Annotated in this window: 25 protein-coding genes; 15 read left to right on the top strand and 10 right to left on the bottom strand. The window is 55.4% G+C overall.

All coding sequences use genetic code 11. The features are described 5' to 3' along the window. Window positions 1–44 precede the first annotated feature (44 nt). From ACEWZM_RS09460 to tdh, 3 genes are all read left to right on the top strand, one after another. Complete coding sequence (locus tag ACEWZM_RS09460) at window positions 45–611, top strand: helix-turn-helix domain-containing protein (protein WP_414006188.1); 567 nt, start codon at window positions 45–47, stop codon at window positions 609–611. A 155-nt stretch (window positions 612–766) separates the two neighbouring features. After that, window positions 767–1,969, top strand: a complete 1,203-nt coding sequence (locus ACEWZM_RS09455) for a glycine C-acetyltransferase (protein WP_414006187.1) — start codon at window positions 767–769, stop codon at window positions 1,967–1,969. Window positions 1,970–1,977: 8 nt separating this feature from the next. Continuing rightward, window positions 1,978–3,006, top strand: coding sequence for an L-threonine 3-dehydrogenase (gene tdh / locus ACEWZM_RS09450; protein ID WP_414007992.1), 1,029 nt, complete (start codon window positions 1,978–1,980; stop codon window positions 3,004–3,006). Window positions 3,007–3,079: 73 nt separating this feature from the next. On the opposite strand, the gene ACEWZM_RS09445 is transcribed toward tdh, so the two are convergent. From ACEWZM_RS09445 to ACEWZM_RS09435, 3 genes are all read right to left on the bottom strand, one after another. Then, window positions 3,080–3,820, bottom strand: a complete 741-nt coding sequence (locus tag ACEWZM_RS09445; protein ID WP_414006186.1) for a metallophosphoesterase family protein — start codon at window positions 3,818–3,820, stop codon at window positions 3,080–3,082. A 99-nt stretch (window positions 3,821–3,919) separates the two neighbouring features. Then, window positions 3,920–5,515 carry a phosphoglycerate dehydrogenase gene (gene serA, locus ACEWZM_RS09440; RefSeq protein ID WP_414006185.1) on the bottom strand — a complete coding sequence of 532 codons (1,596 nt, stop codon included), beginning with the start codon at window positions 5,513–5,515 and terminating at the stop codon, window positions 3,920–3,922. A gap of 117 nt (window positions 5,516–5,632) precedes the next feature. Further along, on the bottom strand, window positions 5,633–6,787 hold the full coding sequence (locus ACEWZM_RS09435) for a phosphoserine transaminase (RefSeq protein WP_414006184.1): 1,155 nt from the start codon (window positions 6,785–6,787) through the stop codon (window positions 5,633–5,635). A gap of 289 nt (window positions 6,788–7,076) precedes the next feature. Between ACEWZM_RS09435 and serB the strand changes: the two genes are divergently transcribed. From serB to ACEWZM_RS09410, 5 genes are all read left to right on the top strand, one after another. Beyond that, complete coding sequence (serB, locus tag ACEWZM_RS09430; RefSeq protein WP_414006183.1) at window positions 7,077–7,952, top strand: phosphoserine phosphatase SerB; 876 nt, start codon at window positions 7,077–7,079, stop codon at window positions 7,950–7,952. A 5-nt stretch (window positions 7,953–7,957) separates the two neighbouring features. Beyond that, a complete protein-coding gene (locus tag ACEWZM_RS09425; protein ID WP_414006182.1) occupies window positions 7,958–8,716 on the top strand; it encodes a TSUP family transporter in 759 nt (252 codons plus the stop codon). 100 nt (window positions 8,717–8,816) lie between these two features. Beyond that, a complete protein-coding gene (locus ACEWZM_RS09420; protein WP_414006181.1) occupies window positions 8,817–9,137 on the top strand; it encodes an ArsR/SmtB family transcription factor in 321 nt (106 codons plus the stop codon). Further along, window positions 9,134–9,562 carry an SRPBCC family protein gene (locus ACEWZM_RS09415; protein ID WP_414006180.1) on the top strand — a complete coding sequence of 143 codons (429 nt, stop codon included), beginning with the start codon at window positions 9,134–9,136 and terminating at the stop codon, window positions 9,560–9,562. Before ACEWZM_RS09420 ends, ACEWZM_RS09415 begins: the two co-directional genes overlap by 4 nt. A 63-nt stretch (window positions 9,563–9,625) precedes the next feature. Then, window positions 9,626–9,940 carry a YciI family protein gene (locus tag ACEWZM_RS09410; protein WP_414006179.1) on the top strand — a complete coding sequence of 105 codons (315 nt, stop codon included), beginning with the start codon at window positions 9,626–9,628 and terminating at the stop codon, window positions 9,938–9,940. A gap of 64 nt (window positions 9,941–10,004) precedes the next feature. Here the strand turns inward: ACEWZM_RS09410 and ACEWZM_RS09405 are convergent, their stop codons facing one another. Next, a complete protein-coding gene (locus ACEWZM_RS09405) occupies window positions 10,005–11,003 on the bottom strand; it encodes an asparaginase (protein ID WP_414006178.1) in 999 nt (332 codons plus the stop codon). A 170-nt stretch (window positions 11,004–11,173) separates the two neighbouring features. Between ACEWZM_RS09405 and ACEWZM_RS09400 the strand changes: the two genes are divergently transcribed. From ACEWZM_RS09400 to rlmN, 3 genes are all read left to right on the top strand, one after another. Beyond that, the gene (locus tag ACEWZM_RS09400) at window positions 11,174–11,704 is read left to right on the top strand and encodes an invasion associated locus B family protein (RefSeq protein WP_414006177.1); all 531 of its coding nucleotides are present in this window, start codon (window positions 11,174–11,176) and stop codon (window positions 11,702–11,704) included. A 140-nt stretch (window positions 11,705–11,844) separates the two neighbouring features. Continuing rightward, on the top strand, window positions 11,845–12,228 hold the full coding sequence (locus tag ACEWZM_RS09395) for a lysozyme inhibitor LprI family protein (RefSeq protein ID WP_414006176.1): 384 nt from the start codon (window positions 11,845–11,847) through the stop codon (window positions 12,226–12,228). A 96-nt stretch (window positions 12,229–12,324) separates the two neighbouring features. After that, window positions 12,325–13,509, top strand: a complete 1,185-nt coding sequence (rlmN, locus tag ACEWZM_RS09390; RefSeq protein ID WP_414006175.1) for a dual-specificity RNA methyltransferase RlmN — start codon at window positions 12,325–12,327, stop codon at window positions 13,507–13,509. 30 nt (window positions 13,510–13,539) lie between these two features. On the opposite strand, the gene ACEWZM_RS09385 is transcribed toward rlmN, so the two are convergent. After that, the gene (locus tag ACEWZM_RS09385) at window positions 13,540–14,781 is read right to left on the bottom strand and encodes a M10 family metallopeptidase C-terminal domain-containing protein (RefSeq protein ID WP_414006174.1); all 1,242 of its coding nucleotides are present in this window, start codon (window positions 14,779–14,781) and stop codon (window positions 13,540–13,542) included. A gap of 470 nt (window positions 14,782–15,251) precedes the next feature. Here ACEWZM_RS09385 and ACEWZM_RS09380 point away from each other — a divergent pair, with 470 nt between their 5' ends. Continuing rightward, on the top strand, window positions 15,252–15,461 hold the full coding sequence (locus ACEWZM_RS09380) for a hypothetical protein (RefSeq protein WP_414006173.1): 210 nt from the start codon (window positions 15,252–15,254) through the stop codon (window positions 15,459–15,461). Between the two features lie 76 nt (window positions 15,462–15,537). Here ACEWZM_RS09380 and ACEWZM_RS09375 read toward each other — a convergent pair whose 3' ends face one another. Then, on the bottom strand, window positions 15,538–16,386 hold the full coding sequence (locus ACEWZM_RS09375; protein ID WP_414006172.1) for an LOG family protein: 849 nt from the start codon (window positions 16,384–16,386) through the stop codon (window positions 15,538–15,540). Between the two features lie 190 nt (window positions 16,387–16,576). Between ACEWZM_RS09375 and ACEWZM_RS09370 the strand changes: the two genes are divergently transcribed. From ACEWZM_RS09370 to dapD, 3 genes are all read left to right on the top strand, one after another. Further along, a complete protein-coding gene (locus ACEWZM_RS09370) occupies window positions 16,577–17,521 on the top strand; it encodes a threonine/serine dehydratase (RefSeq protein WP_414006171.1) in 945 nt (314 codons plus the stop codon). Between the two features lie 48 nt (window positions 17,522–17,569). Then, complete coding sequence (locus tag ACEWZM_RS09365) at window positions 17,570–18,169, top strand: GntR family transcriptional regulator (protein ID WP_414006170.1); 600 nt, start codon at window positions 17,570–17,572, stop codon at window positions 18,167–18,169. 124 nt (window positions 18,170–18,293) lie between these two features. Then, a complete protein-coding gene (gene dapD / locus ACEWZM_RS09360) occupies window positions 18,294–19,121 on the top strand; it encodes a 2,3,4,5-tetrahydropyridine-2,6-dicarboxylate N-succinyltransferase (protein WP_414006169.1) in 828 nt (275 codons plus the stop codon). A 177-nt stretch (window positions 19,122–19,298) separates the two neighbouring features. Here the strand turns inward: dapD and hutU are convergent, their stop codons facing one another. From hutU to hutI, 4 genes are read right to left on the bottom strand one after another with little or no spacing between them, the layout of a single operon-like run. After that, window positions 19,299–20,978, bottom strand: coding sequence for a urocanate hydratase (gene hutU / locus ACEWZM_RS09355; RefSeq protein WP_414006168.1), 1,680 nt, complete (start codon window positions 20,976–20,978; stop codon window positions 19,299–19,301). Further along, on the bottom strand, window positions 20,975–21,760 hold the full coding sequence (hutG, locus tag ACEWZM_RS09350; protein ID WP_414006167.1) for an N-formylglutamate deformylase: 786 nt from the start codon (window positions 21,758–21,760) through the stop codon (window positions 20,975–20,977). The genes hutU and hutG overlap by 4 nt, the downstream gene beginning before the upstream one ends. Continuing rightward, window positions 21,757–23,280, bottom strand: a complete 1,524-nt coding sequence (hutH, locus tag ACEWZM_RS09345; protein WP_414006166.1) for a histidine ammonia-lyase — start codon at window positions 23,278–23,280, stop codon at window positions 21,757–21,759. The genes hutG and hutH overlap by 4 nt, the downstream gene beginning before the upstream one ends. Further along, entirely contained in the window at window positions 23,277–24,443 is a 1,167-nt protein-coding gene (gene hutI, locus ACEWZM_RS09340) for an imidazolonepropionase (protein ID WP_414007991.1), read from the bottom strand. The genes hutH and hutI overlap by 4 nt, the downstream gene beginning before the upstream one ends. Window positions 24,444–24,468: the final 25 nt, after the last annotated feature.

Raw genomic sequence — 24,468 nt, 5'->3', positions numbered from 1 at the left:
CTGAGCGTTTGACAATTTGGATGTGAACGCGCAGAAAATCCGTCATGACGGAAAATGTAGATGACATCCTGACCTTGCTGCCTGCCCGCCTGAAAGAGGCGCGCCGTGCGCAGGGGCTCAGCCTTGAAGCGGTGGCCAATCTCTCAGGTGTAAGCCGTTCCATGGTCAGTCAGATCGAACGCGGAGAGAGCTCGCCGACGATTGCAACCCTGTGGAACCTGACACGCGCACTACAGGTCGATTTTGCCGGGCTTCTGGACAGCAATGAGGCGCAGGACCGGATCGAGGTGCTGAGGGATGGCGACGTTCCATCCATTGAAAACATGGGCGAGGGATGTCTGATCCGCATCCTATCTCCGCCTGAGGATGCAGGTGGACATGAGGTCTATGACATCCGGTTGAAGTCGGGCGCGGCATTGAAAAGCCAGCCTCATGGCCGCGGGACCGTCGAGCATGTGACAGTATTGGAGGGGGTTGTACGGCTCACCTCTGGGAGTGCGACAGATCGCCTGCATTCTGGTGATACCGCGCGCTACTCCGCAGATGTGCCTCATGCGATTGCAGCAGAGGATGGCGCTGCGCGAGTCTTTCTGATTGTGAAGAATGCGTAAGGACCACTGATCATTTAGTCCGAGATATTTTGACCAAGCGAACTTCAGGCGTAAATTCTATTTTCACGGATTTTAATCCGTTATCATGAAATCCCCTATTTCGGAAAATAATCCGTTATGGTAGATCGTGACTCGAGCATATGAGGAGTCCTACCATGACCACTGCCTTTTTGAGCGACATCACCAAGACACTGGCCCAGATCGAAAAAGACGGTCTGTTTAAGCGGGAACGAATGATCACCTCCCCTCAGGGGGGCGAAATCACTGTTGGTGACGGGTCTGAAACTGGCCGTGAAGTCATCAATCTCTGTGCCAACAACTATCTTGGGCTTGCCGACCATCCCGACTTGATCGCTGCTGCACGCAGCGTGATGGATGATAAGGGGTTCGGGATGGCCTCGGTTCGCTTTATCTGCGGTACACAGGATATTCATCGCGAGCTGGAGCAACGGCTTGCAAAGTTTCTGGGCAAGGATGATGCAATCCTTTTTGCGGCCTGTTTTGATGCCAACGGAGGCTTGTTCGAGCCCTTGTTGGGGCCGGATGATGCAATCATATCTGACAGTCTGAATCACGCCTCCATCATCGATGGTATCCGGCTGTGTAAGGCCAAGCGCTATCGCTACTTGAACAGCGACATGAATGATCTTGAAGCCTGGTTAAAACAGGCGCGTGAAGACGGTGCGCGCCATATCATGGTTGCGACCGATGGCGTTTTTTCGATGGATGGCTATTTAGCGAAACTGCCCGAAATCCGCGCATTGGCAGACAAATACGAGGCCGTTGTGATGGTGGATGATTGCCATGCCACCGGTTTCATGGGTGTGACAGGTGCGGGCACGCCGGAACATTTTGGTGTCGACGTTGATATCGTCACCGGGACATTGGGCAAAGCATTGGGTGGGGCAATCGGCGGTTATATCGCTGGGCCGCAGCCAGTGATCGACCTGCTGCGGCAGCGGGCGCGGCCCTATTTGTTTTCGAATTCGCTGCCGCCATCCATAGTTGCCGCCGGGCTAGAGGCCATTCGATTGGTCGAAGACGGGGGGCAGTTGCGAGCGCAGCTGTTTGAGAACACGCGATATTGGCGTGAAGGACTTGAGAGCCTTGGTTTCGATCTATTGCCTGGCGAACATCCGATTGTGCCTGTTATGCTGGGCGAAGCACAGCTGGCGCAGGATATGGCATCGCAGTTGTTCGACGAAGGCGTCTATGTATCGGGCTTTTTCTTCCCGGTGGTGCCGCGCGGACAGGCGCGTATCCGCACGCAGATGAACGCAGCGCTGACGCGGGCTGAGTTGACCCGTGCGCTAGAGGCATTCGGCAAGGGTGGCAAACAACTCGGTATTCTTTCATGAGCAATATGATGAAGGCGCTTGAGAAAACCCATCCCAAAGAAGGACTGTGGATGGTTGACGTGCCGGTGCCGGAGATTGGCCCTGATGAGGTTCTGATTAGGATCAAAACAACGGGGATCTGCGGGACCGACATCCATATCTGGAACTGGGATGACTGGGCAGCCCATACGGTGCCGGTACCGATGATCACAGGTCATGAATTTGTCGGCGAGATTGTTGAGGTCGGCCGTAACGTAAGCGATCTGACCAAAGGCCAGCGTTGCTCCGGCGAAGGCCATTTGATTCAGACCGATTCGCGGCAATCAAGGGCCGGTAAGTTTCACCTTGATCCTGGAACCCGCGGCATTGGCGTGAATGAGCAGGGTGCCTTTGCGCAGTATCTCAAATTGCCCGCCTTTAATGTGGTTCCTTTGCCAGACGGTATCCCAGATGAGATCGGTGCTATCCTTGATCCATTGGGGAATGCCGTCCACACCGCATTGAGTTTTGATCTTTTGGGGGAAGATGTGCTGATCACCGGGGCTGGGCCGATTGGCATCATGGCCGCAGCGGTGGCACGCCATGCTGGTGCGCGACATGTAGTTATCACAGATATAAATCCGGATCGGTTGGCCCTGGCACGTCATGTGGTTCCCTCGGTGCGCACGGTCGATGTGACGGCAGAAGATTTGCACGATGTCGTTCATGAGCTGGGCATGAAGCAGGGCTTTGACGTCGGGCTGGAGATGTCAGGTAATCAAGCTGCGCTTGATCAAATGGTTGAGGCCCTCGTGATGGGGGGCAAGATCGCTTTGCTGGGTATCCCGCCGGGGAAATCGCCGGTGGACTGGAGCCGTATCGTATTCAAGGCCATTACCCTAAAGGGCGTTTATGGGCGCGAGATGTTTGAGACTTGGTACAAGATGATCGCGATGCTGCAGAATGGCCTGGATGTCAGCCGGGTGATTACCCATCGGTTCGATATTGATGACTTTGCCAAAGGGTTCTCCGCAATGAAGTCTGGTCGCAGTGGCAAAGTCGTGCTGAATTGGTCATGACCCATCGCGGGTAGCGCTTGAAGAGCGCTATCCCTGTGTGGGAACGCCGCATGGATCTCAGGAAATTGTCGTTCTAAGCAGAATATTCGGGTGTGAGCGCGTGGCGTCCGGAACTGTCAAGTAACCAGGCTGATGTGCCTTCGAACACGGCCGTAGTAAGTGGCTTGCCGTAGCCAGCACCAGTATCGAGGTTCACACGATTGCCATAATGTATTGCAGTATCGACTGGCGTGTGGCCGTGCACGATGAGTTTTGGATGCGGGCCTGTATGCTGGTGGAACGGCTGACGGATCCAGACCAGATCGTTTTCATTCTGTTGTTCGAGCGAGATGCCCGGCCGTATACCCGCATGGACAAAGACAAGATCATCAGTCTGATGCATCGCTTGCAGGGATTGCAGAAAATCGACATGTGTTCGTGGTACCGCGCCCAGGGCCTCGGCATGCACGTCTTCGAGCCGTGCAGGTTCGGGTATTGTTACACCGTAACTTTCAAGGGTTTCGATGCCGCCGAGACGATCGTGCAACCAATGGTAGCCGATAAGCATATGCGGATCGTGGCGCGGCGCATCTTCAAGAAACCAAGAAAACATCCGGTCGTGATTACCCAAAACCGTAATCCAGTTTCGGCCCTCTGTACGACCTGTGATCAGGCGGTCTATGACCCCCCGGCTGTTGGGGCCACGATCGATGTAGTCCCCCAAGAAAACCACCTGCGAATCGGGCCCACCGTCTGCTTCGATATGGTCCAGCGCCTGTTCCAGCATCTCAAGTTGGCCATGAATATCACCGATGGCATAGATGGGGGCGGTCATGTGGAAGGCTCCTGCAGTGAAATAATATTGCCAAAAACATAAATGCGCCGCCGTTATAACCGGGCGGCGCATTTGTTGAAACTACTGGTAGGCTACACGCTAGCTGACATCAAATTGCAGCGGTTTGATCTGGTTGAAAAACTCAGTTTCCGCCAGGGCTGCGCGGGCTGCTGCAGGGACCTGTTCGTCGACATACAAAAGGGCAATTGCTTCGCCACCGGCCTCTGAACGGCCCAGCGTAAAGTTGGCGATGTTGACGCCCATGTCACCCAGGATGCGGCCCAGAGTACCGATTATGCCCGGCACGTCTTCGTTGGTCGTATAGAGCATATGTGCGCCGACCTCGGCATCTATATTGATGCCCTTGATCTGGATGAAGCGCGGTTTGCCATCAGAGAACACAGTCCCGGCGACGGAACGTTCGCGTTTGCTGGTGACAACTGTGACCTTGATATAGCCGTCAAAAGTGCCGGATTTATCCTGATTTGTGGTGGATATCTGGATGCCGCGCTCACGTGCAACCACTGGTGCAGACACCATGTTCACGTCGGGGTTCAGCTTTTTCATGATACCGGCCACGACCGAGCAGTTCAGAGCTGCCAGGTTCATTTCGGATGCCACACCATCGTAGAGAATGTTGATCGCTTGAATGGGCTCATCGGTCATCTGCCCGATAAATCCACCAAGATGACCAGAAAGCGCGACCCAAGGCCCCATGACCCGGGCTTCTTCGGCAGTCATAGACGGCATGTTCAATGCGTTTTCAACTGCGCCATCCAACAGGTAGTTCGACATTTGTTCAGCCACTTGCAAGGCGACGTTTTCCTGTGCCTCGCTGGTCGCCGCGCCCAAATGCGGGGTGCATACGACATTCGGAAGGCCGAATAGCGGGTTTGTTTTTGCTGGCTCTTCCGAGAAAACATCAAAGGCGGCACCGGCCACATGTCCGGATGTGAGCAGTTCTGCTAGGGCAGCTTCGTCCACCAGACCGCCGCGTGCGCAGTTAATGATACGCACGCCTTTCTTGGTTTTAGCCAGGTTTTCCTTGGACAGGATGTTTTTAGTTTGATCGGTCAGCGGTACATGCAGGGTGATGAAATCAGCGCGGGCCAGCAGCTCGTCCAGCTCGACCTTTTCGACGCCGATTTTGTCGGCCTTTTCCTGGCTGAGGAACGGATCATACGCTGCTACCTTCATCTTCAGCCCACGTGCGCGGTCGCAAACGATACCACCGATGTTGCCGGCACCGATCACACCAAGCGTCTTGTTCGTCAGCTCAACACCCATGAAGTTGGATTTTTCCCATTTCCCGGCATGGGTGGAGGTCGACGCTTCTGGGATTTGACGGGCAACGGCGAACATCATAGCGATGGCATGTTCGGCGGTCGTGATCATATTGCCAAAAGGCGTGTTCATCACGATCACGCCTTTCTGCGAGGCCGCGTCTTTGTCGATATTGTCGGTGCCGATCCCGGCGCGAGCGATCACCTTGAGGTTGGTCGCGTTGTCGAGGATCTTCTGCGTCACTTTGGTGGCAGAGCGGATAGCCAAGCCATCGTAATCGCCGATGATCGCTGCCAGCTTATCCTTGTCTTTGCCAAGCTCAGGCTGGAAATCAACGTCGATACCTCGATCCCTAAAGATCTGAACGGCGGCTTCGGAGAGTTTATCGGAGATGAGAACTTTGGGCGCCATGGGTGGGCTCCTTCATGCGGGGGCCGGGTCAGGCCGAATGTCTGTATAATACGCCTGTTTAGGCGTCTGCTTTTGTGTCGCCTGCCCGGCGGCGGTTGCTGGACAGGCGCTTCAAGGTCAGGCAGCAACCAATAGCGCTGCGATTTCAGTCTCAAATGCATATTCGAGCCATGGAAGCATGGCCTCGATGTCAGAGGTTTCAACCGTGCCGCCACACCAGATGCGCAGACCGGCCGGTGCGTCGCGGTAGGCACCGATATCCAGCGCGATCTCTTCTGCTTCCAGACGTTTGGCAATAGCCTTGGCAAAGGCGCTGCCATCATGAATGCGATCATCGGTGAACTTCAAGCAGACCGAGGTATTGGATCGCGTGGCTGGGACGGTGGCCAGATTTGCGATCCATGGCTTGGCCGCGCAGAAGTTAAATATTGCCTGCGCATTGGCATTGGCACGTGCTTGCAAACCATCAAGGCCACCGACTGATCGGGCCCAATCCAGCGCCAAGAGATAGTCCTCAACCGCCAGCATAGAAGGCGTGTTGATTGTCGCTCCCTTGAAGATACCGTCGATCAGTTTGCCGCCTTTGGTCAGGCGAAAAATCTTAGGTAATGGCCAAGCAGGGGTGTAGCTCTCCAGGCGTTCAACCGCGCGCGGAGACAGGATGATCATGCCATGAGCTGCTTCGCCGCCCAGAACCTTCTGCCAGGAGAAGGTGGTTACATCCAGTTTGTCCCAAGGCAGATCCTGTGCAAAAGCTGCAGATGTCGCGTCGCAGATGGTCAGCCCATCGCGATCCGGCGCGATCCAGTCGCCATTTGGTACCCGTACCCCAGAAGTGGTGCCGTTCCACGTAAAGACAACGTCGTTGTTGAAATCGATGCTCGCCAGATCGACCAACTCGCCGTAGTCGGCAGTTTTGACTACAGCATCGAGCTTCAGTTGTTTGACAACATCGGTCACCCAGCCTGCGCCAAAGCTTTCCCACGCGAGCATTTCGACGCTACGGTCACCCAGCAGATTCCACATCGCCATCTCTACCGCCCCGGTGTCTGAGGCGGGAACGATGCCGATCTTATAGTCGGCAGGAACACCGAGAATCTCACGTGTGCCTTCGATCGCTGCAAGGAGCTTGTCCTTGCCAACAGCTGCTCGGTGGCTGCGACCCAAGGGCGCGCCTGCGAGCTTGGCGAGATCAAATGAAGGAGGTTTGGCACAAGGGCCAGAGGAAAAACGCGGATTAGCCGGCCGCGTTGCCGGTTGTTCAATAGCCATTACTGCTATCCTTCCAGATAAGCGCCTCTCGTTGGGGAGAGGTGTCCCACAGACAGGGCTACTGGCTGAAATGCCGCCGGGCAACAGGAAAAGCGACAGATAGCGGCCATTTTGAGATCATCCGCGACCTTCTTTGACGCCTTTCGGAAACAGATGCATCGCACCGAGGCGCCTAATCGGGATGTGAGACGCTTCTGGCACAGTTGGAGTGGCGGCTTGGATTCGAGGGCTTGGCTATGCACGGCTTGCAGGCGTATGACAGGCACAACCCTGCCGAATGGAGCCCTTCATGTTCATTGCCACACTGCTGTGTAACCCGCAAAATTCCTGCCTTTCGCCAGCTCTTGTCGAATCGCTGCGCAATGCGTGGGGCGGTGGAGATGCGTTGTGGTTGGCACCGGATGTTGCTGCAGAGTTTTCGTTGGAGCATCAGCCGGACAATCAATGGGAGGTTTGGGCTGATTTGCAGGATCTTGGCGTGGATCTCGTGCTTCAACGGGCCGACCGTCGCCGCAAAAAGATGCTGTTGGCCGATATGGACTCAACTATGATCCAGCAGGAGTGCATCGACGAACTGGCTGAGGAAGCGGGCGTTGGCCCGCGGGTCAAGGAAATCACTGCGCGCGCCATGAATGGGGAATTGGATTTTGACGGGGCGCTGCGTGAACGCGTCGCCCTGCTCAAAGGACTGCCGGTTGCCGTGATTGAGCAGGTGCTGGATAGCCGTATCACTTTGATGCCGGGAGGCGCGGCTCTGATGGCCACAATGAAGGTAAATGGCGCTTATGCAGCATTGGTTTCGGGCGGGTTTACGGCTTTCACCAAGCGGATCGCTGAGCAATTGGGGTTTGACGAGAATCGAGCCAACACGTTGCGGGTGGCAGATGGTGTTTTGACCGGAGAGGTTGGTATGCCCATTTTGGGACGCGAGGCCAAAGTGGACGCACTGGAGCAAATCACTACCCGTCTCGGTCTGGAGGAAGCGGATGTGATGGCGGTGGGCGATGGTGCCAACGATCTGGGGATGCTTGGGCGCGCCGGGGCAGGTGTTGCGCTGCATGCCAAACCATCAGTGGCCGCGGAGTGTGACATTCGCATCAACAACGGTGATCTGACTGCGTTGCTTTATATCCAGGGCTATGCCCTGACTGATTTCAAAGGCTGAAAATAATGTTCGAAGTGGGGTTTGAAGTCCTGCTGCTGTTGATGGCGGCAGGGTTTACAGCTGGTTTCATTGACGCGGTCGCGGGTGGTGGCGGTTTGGTTACGGTGCCGGTTTTGCTGCTCGCAGGGGCCAACCCTATTACAGCGCTTGCTACTAATAAGATCCAAGGATTGTTCGGCGCTGCAACGGCCGCGTTGAGCTATGCGCGAGGCGGCCATGTCGATTTGCGGGCACAGGCAGGTTCGGCGATGATCGCCGGTGCCGCATCGATCTGTGGAGCGCTGCTGATATCGGTTTTGCCTACCACGTGGATCCAGTGGATCCTGCCGTTACTGCTGATCGGGATAGCGGTCTTTTTTGCCACAAAGAAGGGATTGGATGACAGTGATCGCATAAGGCGGCTGTCTCCTGTAGTGTTCGCAGCAACGATAGTGCCTTTGTGTGGGCTGTATGATGGTCTGCTGGGACCGGGCGCAGGCAGCTTTTACATGCTTGGATTTGTTTCGCTGGCCGGGTATGGAATTCTGCGGGCGACAGCGCATACCAAGCTTTTGAATTTTGCCTCGAATGCAGGCGCGCTTTTGGCTTTTGCCTTTGTTGCAACACCCTGGTGGGGCGTCGGGCTCGCTATGGGGCTTGCGCAGATCGCCGGTGCCAGAGTTGGTGCTGGATTAGCGCAGAAGCAGGGCGCGCGAATGATCAAACCGTTGTTGGTATTGACCTCAGTAGTTCTTGCCTTGCGGCTCTTATGGGACATGTTTTGATTTCAGGTCGCTAAGATCTGAAGCGGCGGTCCGGACTACCCTTATTGGCCAGCTTATAATTAACCCTTCCATTAATTAACGGATGTGTTAATATGTAGGCATGACACCATTGCTCAAATCATTTTCTGCGCTCTCTGACGAAATCCGCATGACCATCGTTGAACAGCTGATGGAACACGGTGAACTGCCAGCCGGGGATCTGGTGCGTGGATCTGGCGTTACGGCGCCCGCTGTTTCACGCCATCTTAAAGTTTTGCGTGAGGCTGGGCTGGTCGCACAACGTGCAGATGGAACACGCAGACTTTATTCCGCGCGGCCCGAGGGGCTGAAACTGATCGCTGATTGGACCCAGTCACGTCAGTCATTTTGGGAAAGCAGCCTTGATCGGCTGAAAGTCGCGCTAAGGGAGGAAATGGAATGACGGATTTGCGACTGGAGCGTGAATTCCCCGTTCAGCCAGAGCGCCTTTTTGCCTGGATTAGCGATACGAATAAGCTGTTACAGTGGTGGGGCCCTGAAGGGATGACGGTGCCCGAGTATACGTTGAATTTTCGGGAAGAGGGACCTTGGTCCACGGTCATGATCAGCACAGACGGAGACCGGTACCATGTGTCTGGCGTTGTCACACATGTGCGCCCGCCGCATTCCATAGGCTTCACCTGGGGATGGCATGACCTCGCTGGTGCGCGGGGCCACGAAAGCCACGTCACCTTAACCGTAGAAGCCAGCGTAACGGGTGCGCGTTTGATTATTGATCATCGTGATCTGGACGATTCTGAACAGGCCGACAGTCACCGGGCCGGGTGGGAGTCAACTCTGCACAAGCTGCTCGCAAAGATCCAGTAACCGCGGCAACTGCAATCAACAGACAGTGTATTAACGAAGCCCCAATAGGGAGAGGAGTATCAAATGCCACAGTTCATTTTTGCGTATCATGGAGGCAAAACACCCGACACGCCGGAGGAGGGCGCCAAGGTTATGGATGCCTGGAGAACATGGATGGGAGGCATGGGCGACGCGCTGGTCATTCCTGGCAATCCCGTTGGGATGTCTAAAACAGTGCGGCATGCAGGGGTCGAAGATAACGGCGGTGCCAACCCGCTGTCCGGCTATTCTGTAGTTGAGGCCGTGGATATAGATGCAGCCTGTAAAATGGCCAATGGTTGCCCGATGGTGGCCAGCGGTGATGGCTCGGTCGAGGTGGCCGAGATCATGGAAATGTAGACGAGGTTATACAATTAAGAACGAGACGCCCGGGCCGCATCAAGCGCCGGGGCGTTGTCTTTGACTAGAACATCATTTCCGCTGATGGTCGGATCGAACCGCAATCGATACCGCGTCGATTGATAAGCGGCGCGTTGCGGTACTTTTGTGTGGCGGGATGATCTGCATCCAGCACGCCCAACCCAACCAAAATGCTGGCAATGGCACATTCGCTCGCGCGGGTTGCACCATCGGCGATTTTCAGTGCGACCCCCAGTTTCTGTTCTGGAAGGATCGCAATGAAAACGGCTTCGGCGCCAGTTTTAATAGCAACCTTGCCGCCCATCGCGCGCATCAGATTGGTACAAGCGCGGGTTTCGCCTGCGACCAGTTCTGGATGCGCCATCATGGCGGTCACGAGTTGTTGGGCTGCGTCTGCGTCACGGTCTGAGCGATCCGAGGCGGAGGCAAACCAAGCCATCGCCCGCGCCAATCCTTTTACAGATGTTGCAAAGTTTGGCGCTGAACAACCGTCGATGCCATAGTGGGGGCTCGGCTCATCGGTCACTTGTTCAAACGCACTGCGACATGCCTGCTGAACTGGGTGATCAATCTCGACATATTCCGGTCCTGCACCCAGATGTTGTGTCAGCGTCAGAAAACCTGCGTGTTTACCGGAGCAATTATTATGTACCTGACATGGGCTGTTATCAGTTTTGATCAGTGCATTCCGGGCAGGGATATCGTCCGGAAGCTGAGTGCCACAGCGAAAATCCTGATCAGTCATCGATAGCTGATCCAGCCAGGCGTTGACACGGCTTGTGTGAATCTCAGCGCCGTTATGCGACGCGCAAGCAAGCGCTAGCTGTTCGGAGGTCAGTCCGAATTTGGCAGCAGCACCGGATGTGATGAGGGGCAGGGCTTGTATCATCTTTGCCGAGCTGCGTGGATAAATCACCTCGTCTGGATTCCCCCAACTGCGCACAATCTCGCCTTTGGCATTGCAGACGACGGCATGGCCCAAATGCAGGCTTTCCAGTAGTGGACCGCGCCACACTTCGGTCATTGGTATAGGGTTGGCCATCACAAACGCCTTTCTTGTTGGCAATTTCCCGCCAAACGGGCTTTCACACGTGGTGATAGTTACGATAGTGTGTATGAGTACACAAGCGAGGGGATTGGGAACAGACGGCGAAGGTAACGCCGCGTGACCCTGGCTAATTTGAGGTAAAGACAGTCTTGGAGTTGGGACAAATGGCATCAAAACTCGTCCGTTGCTTCGCGGGCCTGTGTCTGGCCGCGATGGCCACCAGCGCTTCCGCACAGCAGGCAGAATCTGACAATCGCGTCGCAAGCAATGTCGATTGGAGCGTGTTTCAAGGCGAAAGCCCCAAGGAATGTTGGGGCGTTTCAGCGCCAAAGGAAACTGTGAACACGCGGGATGGCCGGGTAAAGGCTGTGCGTCGTGGTAAGATCCAGCTGTTTGTTTTCTATCGCCCTGAAACCGGCGATAAGGGGCAGGTGACATTCACGGGTGGGTATCCTTTTGCACCGGGATCCACGGTGAACTTATCTGTCGGTGAAACCGGGTTCGAACTGTTCACCGAGGGGGAATGGGCTTGGCCTGCAACCGCCGCTGATGATGCCAAAATCATCACGGCGATGAAGCGTGGGGCCAAGGCTGTATTGACGGCGCGTTCGGCACGGGGCACCCAGACCAAGGATACATTCTCGCTATTGGGCTTTACCGCAGCAATTGAAGACGCAGAAAAGCGCTGTAACTAAGGCTGACGTGCGATCCATATGTGCCGTTTGCGCTATGTCAGTGAAACCCCGGTCGATAGTCCGGGGTTTTCGTATTTGGAAAGATAGGGTTGTTTTGGCCAGACGACGCCACCGAAACATAGTATAAGAAAACATGCATCATGCGGTACTATTTGCTTATTCTAATCCTTGCCTTGCCGCTGCCAGGTATGGCTGATCCTGCGATGGAGTGTTCCGCTGCAGAGACACAGGTCGACGTACGCAGGTGTTTGGAACGTGATGAAGAACGGGCCAATTCTGCCTTGTCGTGGGCGCTGGGCTATGCGCGCGATGCATCTGATGAGCTGGACGAAGTCACTGGCCGCCAAGTAGTAAGACCTGCTCTTGAGACCGGGCAGATGTCCTGGTTGAAATTTCGCAACAAACATTGTGATTTTGTTGGGGCGACCTTTGGCGGCGGTTCTGGAACCGGTATTGCTGTTTTGTCGTGCCACATTAATCTCACTCGTGACCGGGTCGAAGCGCTAATGCAATATGCACAGTAGGGCCGCGCCAGAGTTAGGCGCCTAGGATTTCTTTTGATCTTTGGTGAGAATCCTATATAGAGCTGCATCCACCCAAACAGACCGAGTCTTTTTGCTATGACCGCCAATGCGCCGATCACCCAAGACGTCCTGACCCTGCCACGCAAAATGCCCGAGGGCGGCAAGATCAATCTTGTCGGGCTGACCCGCGACCAATTGCGCGAAACATTGATCGCGCATGGCACCCCGGAGAAGCAAGCAAAGATGCGGGCCGGGCAGATCTGGCAATGGATCTACCAATGGGGCAAGCGCGACTTTGGCGAGATGACCAATCTTGGCAAAGCCTATCGCGGTGAGCTTGATGAGAATTTTGAAATTGCGATACCGGAGGTTGTGAGCAAACAGGTCTCTACCGACGGCACGCGTAAATATCTGGTGCGGATCGCAGGCGGCCATGAGGTCGAGGTGGTTTACATCCCGGAAGACGGGCGTGGTACGCTGTGTATTTCTTCCCAAGTCGGCTGCACATTGACTTGTTCTTTCTGCCATACAGGGACGCAAAGACTGGTCCGAAATCTGACAGCTGCCGAGATTGTTGGTCAGATCATGATGGCGCGTGACGATCTGGACGAATGGCCAGTTCCCGGCGCTCGCACTGACGATGCGCGACTATTGTCAAACATTGTTTTGATGGGGATGGGTGAGCCACTCTACAACTTTGAAAATGTACGCGACGCGATGAAGATCGCGATGGATCCCGAAGGAATCAGCCTGTCACGCCGTCGGATTACCCTGTCGACGTCGGGTGTGGTTCCTGAGATCGCGCGTACCGCCAACGAAATCGGCTGCCTGCTCGCTGTGTCGTTTCATGCGACCACGGACGAGGTCCGCGACAATCTTGTACCTATTAATAAGCGTTGGAACATCGAGGCGCTGCTTGAGGCGTTGCGCGCATACCCGCGCCTGAGCAACTCTGAACGGATCACCTTTGAATACGTTATGCTGAATGGCGTGAACGACAGCGACGATGATGCGCATCGTTTGGTCAAGTTGATTGAGGGTATTCCGGCCAAGGTAAACCTTATTCCGTTCAACGAATGGCCAGGGTCTCCTTATACCCGATCGTCAAACAACCGAATTCATGCTTTCGCCAATATCATCTATAAGGCTGGTTATGCCTCGCCAATTCGAACCCCACGGGGTGAGGACATTCTGGCGGCTTGTGGCCAGTTGAAGTCGGCCACCGAGCGTGCGCGCAAGAGCCGTAAACAGATTGAGGCCGAGGCGGGGCTAAACCCCTGACCTCGACCTCCAGGCAGGTCCCCGGCTGCCTCAACTGAATACGAAGTCAGATCCTGTCAATGTGTCGGTGTAATTGGTCAATTCCAGTTCAAACCAAGTGGAATAGGAGATGGTAGTGGTGCCAATTGCGTTGGAAATATCCAGCTGATCGAGGCTGTTTAGCCACAAGCCAGACAGGTCAATCACGTCAGCGCCGCGACCAAAATCGGTAATCTGATTGGATTCGTATGCATCCGCCTGATCAAAAACGAAGGTATCTGCTCCCGTTCCACCTGTCAGCGTGTCGTTACCGTCACCGCCCACTAGGGTGTCACGACCAACCCCGCCACGCAGGAGATCATTACCGGATCCACCGTGCAATACGTCATGACCGCGATTGCCATAAAGCATGTCATCGTCGTTCCCGCCGCCATACGCATCGGAAACGGTACCGCCTGTTAGAATGTCAGCACCATTGCCGCCGAACAGCCGGTCGTTCCCCAATCCGCCAATCATCGTATCATGGCCGCCAGCACCCCGCAGAGTATCGTCTGCTTCTCGGCCCTGAACATGATCATGTCCACCTTTAGCATTGATGGTGGTGCCTTGGTCTGTGCCAATCACCGTTTCAGAGGCGTTGGTGCTTCTAATGATGATGGGGGCACTGCCGCCACCTAGGATCTCCCATCCGTCGAATCTGTCGCTGGCGCCGTAGAGATGTTGCATTGCCTGTACATCAAAACCGCCCAACTCGGTTACGTAGGCGGCGGTGTGGTTATAGGACATCACAGTGTTTTCAGGCGTATCTTCGTGATTTTCCAGCGTTAGACCACCGTCGTGTGGATGCTGAAGGCCCAGACTGTGACCCACCTCATGCAGGATCGTGACATAGCCGTAGGTACCTTTGGTCATGATCTCGGTGTTGACGGTCAGATCGCCTCTACCGGTAAAACCATCGCCAGACACGGATATATTGGCCCAGCCACCAGCAGTACCGCCTGTTGAACCAAAGGCGTTGATCATTCCGCGACCGTCGACCTCGATAAAACGAATGCCAGAAATGTCCTCGTATTGGCTCAGAGCATCCCGGAACAAATCGCGCTGATCGGAGTCAAAAGACCAATACTCCGTTGCGCCATAGTCATCGGTTTCCGCTGGATCAGCCAAGCTGGATGTTTCAGTGAAGCTATAGGTCACGACCGCCTGTGTCCCCAGCTCGGCCGGCGCATTCCAGCGATAGTGATCGCCATCAAGGTAATATAGCAATGCTGAATAATCGGACACTCTGGGCATGAGACAACTCCACATTCGGTTGTCATCATTCTCGTCAACGAATGTGGCGCGGATTCGCCGAATCTTGGGGCTTTTCGAGCCTTCGGAAATGATCGGTCACTGATGATGAACCGCTCTATTGGCTATATCTACCTGTATCGCCAAGTGATGTGGGTCCGGAACTTGGTTGTATTTCACGAGCATGAGTTGAAGTTTCAATCGGCAGCTATTGGGAAAGCCACTAGATCGCAAAACATGGCATGACGTGGCGCAAATTTCATATTTGGAACAATGCCGCTAAAATTGGTGTTTGAATGGTCGAATGCTCACCGGAAGACGCAGGTATCGAAACGGCATAGACATTCAGTGTTGTCATTGGCCAACGGATGATCTGCTCTCCTGCCCTGAAATTTCCACAATCACGATACACTTCTGCCATTTAAGCAGAACAGTTTCCAAATTGCAGACAGTCAATGGAAGGGAAAGAGATCATGGCAAGTCATACACCGGCCGCCACGCCGATTGAGCCCACCGTTTTGGATTTGGTTCGCGAAGAGCGTGGCAAGGCACTGAGCCCGCGTGAGTGGAAATTCCGCCTTCGTGGATATGGTTACGCGATTAAGGACTTCGATGGCACGCAGTTTCTAACGCGTCTCCCGCACGGCAAACTTCTAGGTGCGTTGCCTTCCGAATTCGCCTGAGCCATCGGTTGTCCGGATGCCTGCATAGATTACCCCCGCCACGAGCATAAGCGGTGCGACGGGGAATAACGAGTGATCAGTCCTCGCGACCAGGCAAACTGTCGCGCGGCGGGGCAGGTGACCAGTTGTCGATAATGTGGATCGCCTCTTCGGCGGTTTCCACAAAACGGAATAGATCGAGATCTTCTTCTGAGATGGTGCCTGCATCGGCAAGTGCATCCCAGTTAATAATTTTTTCCCAAAACTCCCGGCCGAACAACACGAAGGGTATCCGCTCCATTCGACCAGTTTGGATCAGGGTCAGGGTTTCGAACATCTCATCTAGCGTGCCAAAGCCACCGGGAAACACGGTGATGGCGCTTGCTCGCATGAGAAAGTGCATTTTGCGGATCGCAAAATAATGGAAATTGAAGCAAAGTTCAGGCGTAACATATTCGTTCGGTGCTTGCTCATGCGGCAGTACGATGTTTAGGCCGACAGATGCACCACCGGCATCAATTGCGCCACGATTTCCGGCTTCCATCACACCGGGACCACCACCGGTGACAATCACATCTTTCTTGCCGCCGGATTTCATTGATTTCTCAGTCATAAGCTTCGCGAATTTGCGGGCTTCGTCGTAGAAATGCGATAGATCCCGCAATGTTTGCGTACGGGCCTGATCCTTGTCCTTGGGGGCGGGGATTCGAGCACCGCCAAACATGACGATAGTGCTTTCGATTCCATGCTCATCCAGCATCAGCTGGGGTTTCAGAAGTTCAAGCTGCAACCGCACTGGGCGCAGTTCCTCTCGACACAGAAAATCCTCATCCGCAAATGCCAAGCGGTAGGCCGGGGATTCGGTCTGCGGTGTTGATGGCATATGCTCCGCACGATCCCTGTCAGAATGTGCATCCCGGAATCGGCTGTGACGATCATCATTCATTGCGAACCTACTATGTTATTCCTGAAAAACGGAGTTTCAGTTCTACCGCTTTGGTTGTCATGGCGCCAGCCCGGATTGGGGCGCCGACATGTAGGCGGTTCATGGTTAAGCAACGATAAGTGCAACAAGGGCTTGCACCTGCTGGTTTAAAGCTTACGTTCTGTTCGCCGACGTCAAGGGGGGACTTCATATGCAATGGAAACAGGATATTGGCGCCGCAGAGACGCGGATTCGCCAATATGTTCAGCGCACACCGATATTGGATACGATCGGTTTTGGGTTGAAACAGCCGATCATGCTGAAGCTTGAGCATATGCAACACACTGGTAGCTTTAAGGCGCGTGGAGCCTTCAATACGCTATTGGGCGGAACTGTGCCTGATGCGGGTTTGGTTGCAGCGTCTGGAGGCAACCACGGTGCCGCTGTCGCTTACGCAGCCAAGCAAATGGGTTTTCGGGCTCGGGTGTATGTTCCGGAGATGGCGGGCCAAGCGAAAATCGCACTGATACGGGCTTGCGGGGCCGATCTTGAGGTCGTGCCAGGGGCCTATGCCAACGCCTTGGAGAAGGCTCAGTCATATGAACAACAAACAGGCGCGATGCAGGTACATGCTTACGACGCACCAGCCACAGTTATCGGGCAGGGCACGTGTTTCGTGGAATGGGATTCGCAGGGGCTGGAGGCCGACACCATCTTGATCGCTGTAGGCGGCGGCGGCCTAATAGCGGGGGCGATGGCCTGGTACGGCGGATCGAAGAAGATCGTCGCAGTAGAGCCCGAAACCTGCTCAGCTTTGCATTCGGCTCTTGAAGCTGGAGCACCTGTTGATGTTGAGGTTTCCGGAGTGGCCGCAAATGCTCTGGGCGCGCGCCGCATAGGTAATATCTGCTATGAATTAGCGCAGGGGCACTCAGATGCAGTTACACCACTGACAGTATCGGATGCTGCTATCACCAAAGCACAGAAACTGTTGTGGAGAGAGCGACGTTTGTTGGTCGAACCGGCGGGTGCAACTGCATTGGCTGCGCTGACCAGTGGCGCATATCAGCCCGAGGCGGGTGAGCGTGTTGCGGTACTTCTTTGTGGTGGGAACGGTGCGAATGATCCGTTGGAGGCACTAAATGACGCTGCGTGATTGCAAATTTGCTAACATCAGCGACCTTCGATGCTGGGTCAGCGCATCATGAGCGCCACAATATCGGACCGAATTTATAGTGCACTAAGCGAACGGATCGTAACCGGTGCTTTAGCAGCCGGTGAAAAGCTCCGCCAAGATCACATCGCTCGTGAATTCAATGCCAGTCATGTCCCAGTGCGTGAAGCTCTGTTGCGGCTGGAGGCACACGGGCTTGCCCAGTCCATTCCGCGGCGCGGTATGCGGGTCACTGCATTGGACCCTTCAGAAATAAGAGAAGTCATTGAAATGCGTGTTTCGCTTGAGTTGCTCGCGCTGCAGAACGCGTTTGTACACTTGGGATCGGATGAGTTGGAATCGGCAGATGCTGCCAGACTGGCTTGTGATGCCGCGAACGATATGGCGGATTGGGAGCAAAAGAATCGTGCTTTTCATCGGGTGATTTTGGCCCCCTGTGCAATGCCACGCCTTTTGGCGACAATTGATGATCTGCATATTGCTTCTGCTCGACATCTGTTCGCCAATTGGAAGCACCGCTGGAGCCAACGAGTTGACACTGATCATGCGCTGATTGTGCAGGCTATGCGTCGCCGTGATCTGACAACTGCATGTGATATCCTACGCCGCCATTTGCGCCGTGTGCGTTAGCGCCTAGGCTTTGATTTCACCGGGGGCCGCTACGGGTTGCAACATTGACGCAATCCGCACATGACCCCGGATCAAAATGCGGTTATGTAACGGCGAAACCAAACTCACGCCGGAGAGACCCCTGATGTCCAACGCTCAGCTGGAAACCGCAATTGAGGCCGCTTGGGAGGCCCGTGACACCATTACGCCCGCCACAAAAGGTGAGCAGCGTGATGCGATCGAAGAGACCCTAAACGCGCTCGACAGCGGCAAGCTGCGTGTAGCCGAACGTCAAGATAGCGGCGATTGGCACGTTAACCAATGGGCTAAGAAAGCCGTCCTGTTGGGGTTCCGTATTAAAGATATGGAAGAGCAGTCCGGTGGCCCACAGGGGGCCGGTTGGTGGGACAAAGTCGACAGCAAGTTTAAAGGGTGGGGCGAGACCCGGTGGAAAGAAGCGGGCTTTCGCGCAGTCCCAAATTGCGTTGTCCGCAAGTCGGCCTTCATTGCGCCCGGCGTGGTGTTAATGCCATCCTTTGTTAACCTCGGCGCTTATGTCGATGAGGGTACTATGGTTGACACTTGGGCCACTGTTGGTTCCTGCGCGCAGATCGGTAAGAATGTGCACCTGTCTGGCGGTGTTGGGATCGGTGGCGTTCTGGAACCGATGCAGGCTGGCCCGACAATTATCGAAGACAATTGTTTTATCGGAGCGCGCTCTGAAGTGGTCGAAGGCTGTATTGTCCGCGAAGGTTCTGTCCTGGGCATGGGTGTTTTTATCGGTCAGTCCACGAAGATCGTTGATCGTGAGACCGGCGAAGTGATGTACGGTGAAGTACCGCCATATTCGGTTGTGGTTGCAGGTTCCATGCCATCGAAGAACGGGATTAATCTCTACTGTGCCGTGATCGTAAAACGCGTAGACGAGCGGACCCGTTCCAAGACCGGTATCAATGAACTGTTGCGCGACTGATTTAGCGATTTCAGATTCAATACATAAAACGCGCCCCGAAAGAGGCGCGTTTTTCTTACTTATCGTCATTGAAGCGGCATCTGATGCCTAAGCTATTGCAGGGAAGATGACGGTTAGATGGGTGCGGTGCCACCGTCCTCTCAGTGCTCTTGGATGATCAAGCCAGTTCAAGAGGGATCAGGAAATAGCTGGCAGGTTTAATCCGTGCTCGCTCGCGCATTCTTTGGCGATATCGTAACCTGCATCTGCGTGGCGCATCACTCCGGTTGCCGGGTCGTTCCAAAGAACGCGACCGATACGGCGATCTGCATCTTCAGAGCCGTCGCAACAAATTACCACACCGGAATGCTGTGAGAAGCCCATGCCGACTCCACCTCCATGATGCAGCGATACCCAAGTAGCACCTGAGGCTGTGTTCAACAGCGCATTGAGAAGTGGCCAGTCAGACACTGCATCGGACCCGTCCATCATCGCTTCTGTCTCCCGGTTGGGCGAGGCTACGGAGCCCGAGTCGAGATGGTCGCGACCAATCACTATTGGCGCTGAGAGCTCGCCATTGCGAACCATCTCGTTGAATGCAAGACCGGCCTTGTGGCGGTCGCCGAGGCCTATCCAGCAGATGCGCGCCGGCAGGCCCTGAAAAGCGATACGCTCCTGCGCCATGTCAAGCCAACGGTGCAGGCCCTCGTTCTCGGGGAATAGCTCTTTCATCTTGGCGTCGGTCTTGCGAATATCCTCGGGATCACCGGACAGCGCACACCAACGGAATGGGCCGACGCCACGGCAGAACAGCGGACGGATATAGGCAGGTACAAAGCCGGGGAAATCGAAGGCGTTCTCCAGCCCTTCATCAAGCGCGACCTGGCGGATGTTATTGCCGTAATCCACAGTGGGCACACCCATGGCATGGAATTCGCACATGGCTTCCACTTGCACTCGCATGCTGGCACGCGCGGCCTTTTCGACCAATTTAGGGTCTGTTTCGCGTTTTTCTTTCCATTGTGCCATGGTCCAGCCCTGCGGCAGGTAGCCATTGACGGGATCGTGGGCCGAGGTCTGGTCAGTTACGATGTCAGGACGTGTGCCGCCCGCCTTGGCGCGCTCCACCAGTTCGGAAAAGACATCAGCCGCGTTGCCCAGTAAGCCAACGGATTTCGCTTCACCGGCCTTGGTCCAGCGCTCGATCATCGCCAGCGCGTCGTCTAGAGTTTCGGCCTTTTCATCCAAGTATTTAGTGCGGAGGCGGAAATCAATCGAGTCACGGTTGCATTCGACCGCCAAACAGCAGGCACCGGCAAAAACTGCCGCCAATGGCTGTGCACCTCCCATGCCGCCCAGGCCCCCGGTTAGGATCCACTTGCCAGTCAGATCACCGTCGAAATGCTGGCGCCCTGCTTCGGCGAAAGTTTCATATGTTCCCTGCACAATGCCCTGTGTACCGATGTAGATCCAGGATCCGGCGGTCATCTGGCCGAACATCATCAGGCCTTTTTTATCGAGCTCATTGAAATGGTCCCAATTGGCCCAATGTGGTACAAGGTTGGAGTTCGCAATCAGTACCCTTGGCGCGTCTTTGTGAGTCTGGAAGACGCCAACCGGCTTGCCTGACTGTACGAGGAGCGTCTGATCTTCTTCCAAGTTCTTCAAAGCCTCGATGATCAGATCGAAATCCTTCCAAGTGCGCGCAGCACGACCGATACCGCCATATACCACAAGCTCATGCGGGTTTTCAGCCACATCAGGGTGCAGGTTGTTCATCATCATCCGCATCGGCGCTTCGGTCATCCAGGATTTGGCGGTGATGTCCGAGCCGGTTGGTGGGAAGATATTGCGGGTATTTTTGCGGGGATCGCTCATGCTGAGGGCCTCCAGGTTTTAAGATCAGTTAGTATCCGAATGAGATGCACGCGAAGGGTCGCGGCGCGGTGCGGGAGATAAGTCCAAGGCTTAGCCTCCTCACAGTAGGTGGCCTGCGCCAACTCCATCTGGATCGCGTGTAAGCCATCTTTAGGACGCCCATAGTGCCGGGTGGTCCAGCCGCCCTTAAAGCGGCCATTGAGGACGGACGTGTAATCTTCAGCACTTTCGCAATTTTCGATTGTCATGGTTTCAATCGCGGGATCACAGGTCTCGCCCAGATTGGTTCCCACATTGAAATCCGGTAAGCGCCCGCCGAACAGAAAGGGGATATCGCCTCGGATAGAGTGGCAATCATACAGGATGGCAAACCCGTGAATGGACTTCACACGCACCAATTCGGCTTTCAAAGCTGCGTGATACGGTGTGTGATAGGCATCGCGGCGACGTGTGATTTCCGCTTCGTTCGGCGCAAAACCATCACCCCAGATGGGCAGCCCATCAAAATCCGTGATTGGCACTAGAGTTGTTGTATTTTGCCCTGGGTAGAGACTGTTACCGGCTGGATCGCGGTTCACGTCAATGACATACCGATGGATGGGCGTTCGAACCGTTGTAACTTCCGGCACGACGCCGTCGTATAAGTCGTGAATGTGCCAATCTGTATCTGCCAGAGCCCGCCCGGTTTTATTAAGGCATTTCCAGATCTCCGGTGGCACATCGGTGCCAGTGTGAGGCAGGCCTAGCACCAGAGGTGAGTTCCCTTGGGCGATCTCTATCATGCGTCCACCCTGACGGCTGCGGCATCCGCGACGCGGCCCGTACGAACCATAGCGCTGGCGGTTTCGATGTCGGGTGCCAAATAGCGGTCCTCTGCAAGCGGTGGTATCTCCTCGCGCAGCATGGCCAAGACGTCTCTTAACCGGGCGGAGGTTTTTAAGGGGTCGCGCGCCTCAACGCCTTGCGCGGCGCAGAGCATTTCCACCCCCAAGATCACCGATAGATTGGTGTTCATCTTGGCCAGACGTAGTGCACCATGGGCGGCCATCGACACGTGGTCTTCCTGATTGGCCGACGTGGGTGTGGAGTCGGTGACGCAAGGGTTTGCCAGATGTTTGTTTTCGCTCATCAGCGCTGCGGTGGTCACTTCGGCGATCATGAAACCGGAGTTCAGCCCCGGATCCGGTGTCAGGAACGGTGGGAGGTCGTGGCTAAGGGTTGGGTCGACCATCAGCGCCACCCGGCGCTGCGCAATAGCACCGATTTCAGCCAGAGCGAGCGCGATTTGATCAGCGGCAAAGCCTACGTATTCGGCGTGGAAGTTGCCTCCCGAAACGATGAGTCCCTGATCAACCAGCACCAGCGGATTATCGGTCACTGCGTTTGCTTCGGTCTCCAGTGTCAGGGCTGCCATACGCAGAACATCCAACGCGGCGCCCAACACTTGTGGCTGGCAGCGGATGCAATAGGGATCCTGCACGCGGGTGTCGTTCTCACGATGGCTTTCACGGATTTCCGACCCTTCCATAACGGCACGCATCACAGCGGCTACGTCAATCTGGCCCGCATGACCGCGCAAGCTGTGGATGTCAGCAACCAAGGGCGCGGTGGATCCCATGATCGCATCTGTGGTCAGCGATGCTATGGCCATTGATGCCTCTGCAAGGCGCCAGGCGTCGAATACACCGGCCAGTGCGCAAGCGGTCGAGAACTGCGTCCCGTTGATTAGGCCCAGTCCTTCTTTTGGACCAAGAATAATAGGTTCTAATCCGGCTTTTTTTAGCGCCTCGGCACTGGGCATGCGGGTGCCTTCAAGGGTAGCTTCGCCGGCCCCAATCATTGCTGCTGCCATATGCGCCAGCGGCGCAAGATCGCCCGATGCACCGACTGATCCTTGCGATGGGATCACTGGCACCACGCCGTGTTTCAGCATCTGTTCGATTTGCTCAATCACCAGCCAACGTACGCCTGATGCGCCGCGGCCCATCGACAGCAGTTTGAGCGCCATCATCAACCGGGTCTTGTCCTCCGGCAATGGTTCTCCGACACCGCAGCAGTGGGATAAGATTAGGTTGCGCTGTAGGGTTGCGGTGTCTTCTGATGCAATTTTTGTCGAGGCCAGTTTGCCGAAGCCGGTATTGATGCCATAGACAGCATCGTTGCCTGCTGCAGCGTTCTCTACCATCCGTGCTGCTGCTTCGACGGGCTCGCGGGCAGAGGCGTCCAAGCGGATCGGCGTCTGGGTGCGGTAGATATTTTCAAGCGTGGATAGGGTTACAGTCCCCGGAACCATCTCGATCATTGCTTTCCCTCATAGATACGGGTGAAAAGTGGGTTGAACCCGATGCGGTAGGCCAGCTCTGCAGGGGTTTGCACATCCCAAACTGCCAGATCGGCGCACATCCCGGTGGCAATCTGACCACGATCTGTCAGTCCCAGCGCATCGGCGGCGTTGCGTGTGATACCTGCCAGCGCCTCTGCCGGAGTCATACGGAATAGGGTGCAGGCCATATTCATCGTTAACAGCAAGGACGTCAGAGGTGAGGAGCCGGGGTTGCAGTCAGTTGCCAGCGCCATCGGGACGCCGTGCATGCGGAAATGTTCGATGGGGGGCGCTTGCGTTTCGCGGATGGTGTAGAACGCGCCGGGTAGGATCACAGCAACAGAGCCTGCAGTCGCCATCGCTCTGGCGTCGTCCTCAGTGGCGTACTCTACGTGATCGACTGACAAGGCTCCGTATTTGGCTGCTAATGCTGTGCCGCCCTGATGGCTTAGCTGCTCGGCGTGTAGTTTCACTGGCAGGCCAAGCTCTTCTGCTACTTGGAAGACACGTTCGATCTGCGCGGGCGTAAACGCAATATTTTCACAGAAACCATCGACCGCATCTACTAGCTCCTCTGCATGGGCCGCACGCAGGGCCGGAATGCAGATGTCGTTGATATAGTCATCGCCCCGGCCTTTGAATTCTGCTGGTACGGCATGAGCACCCAGGAAGGTGGTTTTGACGGACACCGGACGCAGCTCACTCAGACGCCGTGCCGCTCGTAGCATGTTCAGCTCAACCTCGCGATCCAGGCCATAGCCGGATTTTATTTCGACTACGGTGACCCCTTCGGCAATTAGCGCATCCAGGCGGGGCAATGCTCCTAGTACCAGATCGTCCAATGAGGCCGCGCGGGTGGCAGATACGGTGGAGACGATCCCGCCCCCGGCGCGTGCGACCTCTTCGTAAGAGGCACCATTCAGGCGCATCTCGAATTCCATGGCGCGATTGCCGCCGAAGACTAGGTGGGTGTGGCAATCGATCAGAGCCGGTGTGACGAGCCGCCCACCCAACGAGAGGCGATGCCAATTGGAAAATCTTTCTGGCATCTCAGAAGCAGGCCCGACCCAACTTATCATGTTGCCATCTATGGCGATCACACCGTTTGCAATCAGCCCATAGGCCGGATCGGTTCTGGTCATGGTTGCCAGTTTAGCATCACAGATC

It is taken from the genome of Phaeobacter cretensis (genome assembly GCF_047372505.1).
GTDB lineage: Bacteria > Pseudomonadota > Alphaproteobacteria > Rhodobacterales > Rhodobacteraceae > Phaeobacter > Phaeobacter cretensis.
The sequence above is the reverse complement of the archived record's forward strand: the minus strand, read 5'-3'. Positions and strand labels throughout refer to the sequence as shown.

Bases quoted from the DNA above. Each gene is read 5' to 3' on its own strand.
- ACEWZM_RS09375 (WP_414006172.1), bottom strand. From the start codon at position 16,386: ATGAATGATGATCGTCACAGCCGATTCCGGGATGCACATTCTGACAGG.
- ACEWZM_RS09460 (WP_414006188.1), top strand. From the start codon at position 45: ATGACGGAAAATGTAGATGACATCCTGACCTTGCTGCCTGCCCGCCTG.
- serB (WP_414006183.1), top strand. From the start codon at position 7,077: ATGTTCATTGCCACACTGCTGTGTAACCCGCAAAATTCCTGCCTTTCG.
- hutG (WP_414006167.1), bottom strand. From the start codon at position 21,760: ATGATAGAGATCGCCCAAGGGAACTCACCTCTGGTGCTAGGCCTGCCT.
- ACEWZM_RS09445 (WP_414006186.1), bottom strand. From the start codon at position 3,820: ATGACCGCCCCCATCTATGCCATCGGTGATATTCATGGCCAACTTGAG.
- ACEWZM_RS09410 (WP_414006179.1), top strand. From the start codon at position 9,626: ATGCCACAGTTCATTTTTGCGTATCATGGAGGCAAAACACCCGACACG.
- ACEWZM_RS09395 (WP_414006176.1), top strand. From the start codon at position 11,845: ATGCGGTACTATTTGCTTATTCTAATCCTTGCCTTGCCGCTGCCAGGT.
- hutU (WP_414006168.1), bottom strand. From the start codon at position 20,978: ATGAGCGATCCCCGCAAAAATACCCGCAATATCTTCCCACCAACCGGC.
- ACEWZM_RS09425 (WP_414006182.1), top strand. From the start codon at position 7,958: ATGTTCGAAGTGGGGTTTGAAGTCCTGCTGCTGTTGATGGCGGCAGGG.
- ACEWZM_RS09400 (WP_414006177.1), top strand. From the start codon at position 11,174: ATGGCATCAAAACTCGTCCGTTGCTTCGCGGGCCTGTGTCTGGCCGCG.
- ACEWZM_RS09455 (WP_414006187.1), top strand. From the start codon at position 767: ATGACCACTGCCTTTTTGAGCGACATCACCAAGACACTGGCCCAGATC.
- rlmN (WP_414006175.1), top strand. From the start codon at position 12,325: ATGACCGCCAATGCGCCGATCACCCAAGACGTCCTGACCCTGCCACGC.
- serA (WP_414006185.1), bottom strand. From the start codon at position 5,515: ATGGCGCCCAAAGTTCTCATCTCCGATAAACTCTCCGAAGCCGCCGTT.
- tdh (WP_414007992.1), top strand. From the start codon at position 1,978: ATGAAGGCGCTTGAGAAAACCCATCCCAAAGAAGGACTGTGGATGGTT.
- ACEWZM_RS09435 (WP_414006184.1), bottom strand. From the start codon at position 6,787: ATGGCTATTGAACAACCGGCAACGCGGCCGGCTAATCCGCGTTTTTCC.
- ACEWZM_RS09370 (WP_414006171.1), top strand. From the start codon at position 16,577: ATGCAATGGAAACAGGATATTGGCGCCGCAGAGACGCGGATTCGCCAA.
- dapD (WP_414006169.1), top strand. From the start codon at position 18,294: ATGTCCAACGCTCAGCTGGAAACCGCAATTGAGGCCGCTTGGGAGGCC.
- ACEWZM_RS09380 (WP_414006173.1), top strand. From the start codon at position 15,252: ATGGCAAGTCATACACCGGCCGCCACGCCGATTGAGCCCACCGTTTTG.
- ACEWZM_RS09415 (WP_414006180.1), top strand. From the start codon at position 9,134: ATGACGGATTTGCGACTGGAGCGTGAATTCCCCGTTCAGCCAGAGCGC.
- ACEWZM_RS09385 (WP_414006174.1), bottom strand. From the start codon at position 14,781: ATGCCCAGAGTGTCCGATTATTCAGCATTGCTATATTACCTTGATGGC.
- ACEWZM_RS09420 (WP_414006181.1), top strand. From the start codon at position 8,817: ATGACACCATTGCTCAAATCATTTTCTGCGCTCTCTGACGAAATCCGC.
- hutI (WP_414007991.1), bottom strand. From the start codon at position 24,443: ATGACCAGAACCGATCCGGCCTATGGGCTGATTGCAAACGGTGTGATC.
- hutH (WP_414006166.1), bottom strand. From the start codon at position 23,280: ATGATCGAGATGGTTCCGGGGACTGTAACCCTATCCACGCTTGAAAAT.
- ACEWZM_RS09405 (WP_414006178.1), bottom strand. From the start codon at position 11,003: ATGGCCAACCCTATACCAATGACCGAAGTGTGGCGCGGTCCACTACTG.
- ACEWZM_RS09365 (WP_414006170.1), top strand. From the start codon at position 17,570: ATGAGCGCCACAATATCGGACCGAATTTATAGTGCACTAAGCGAACGG.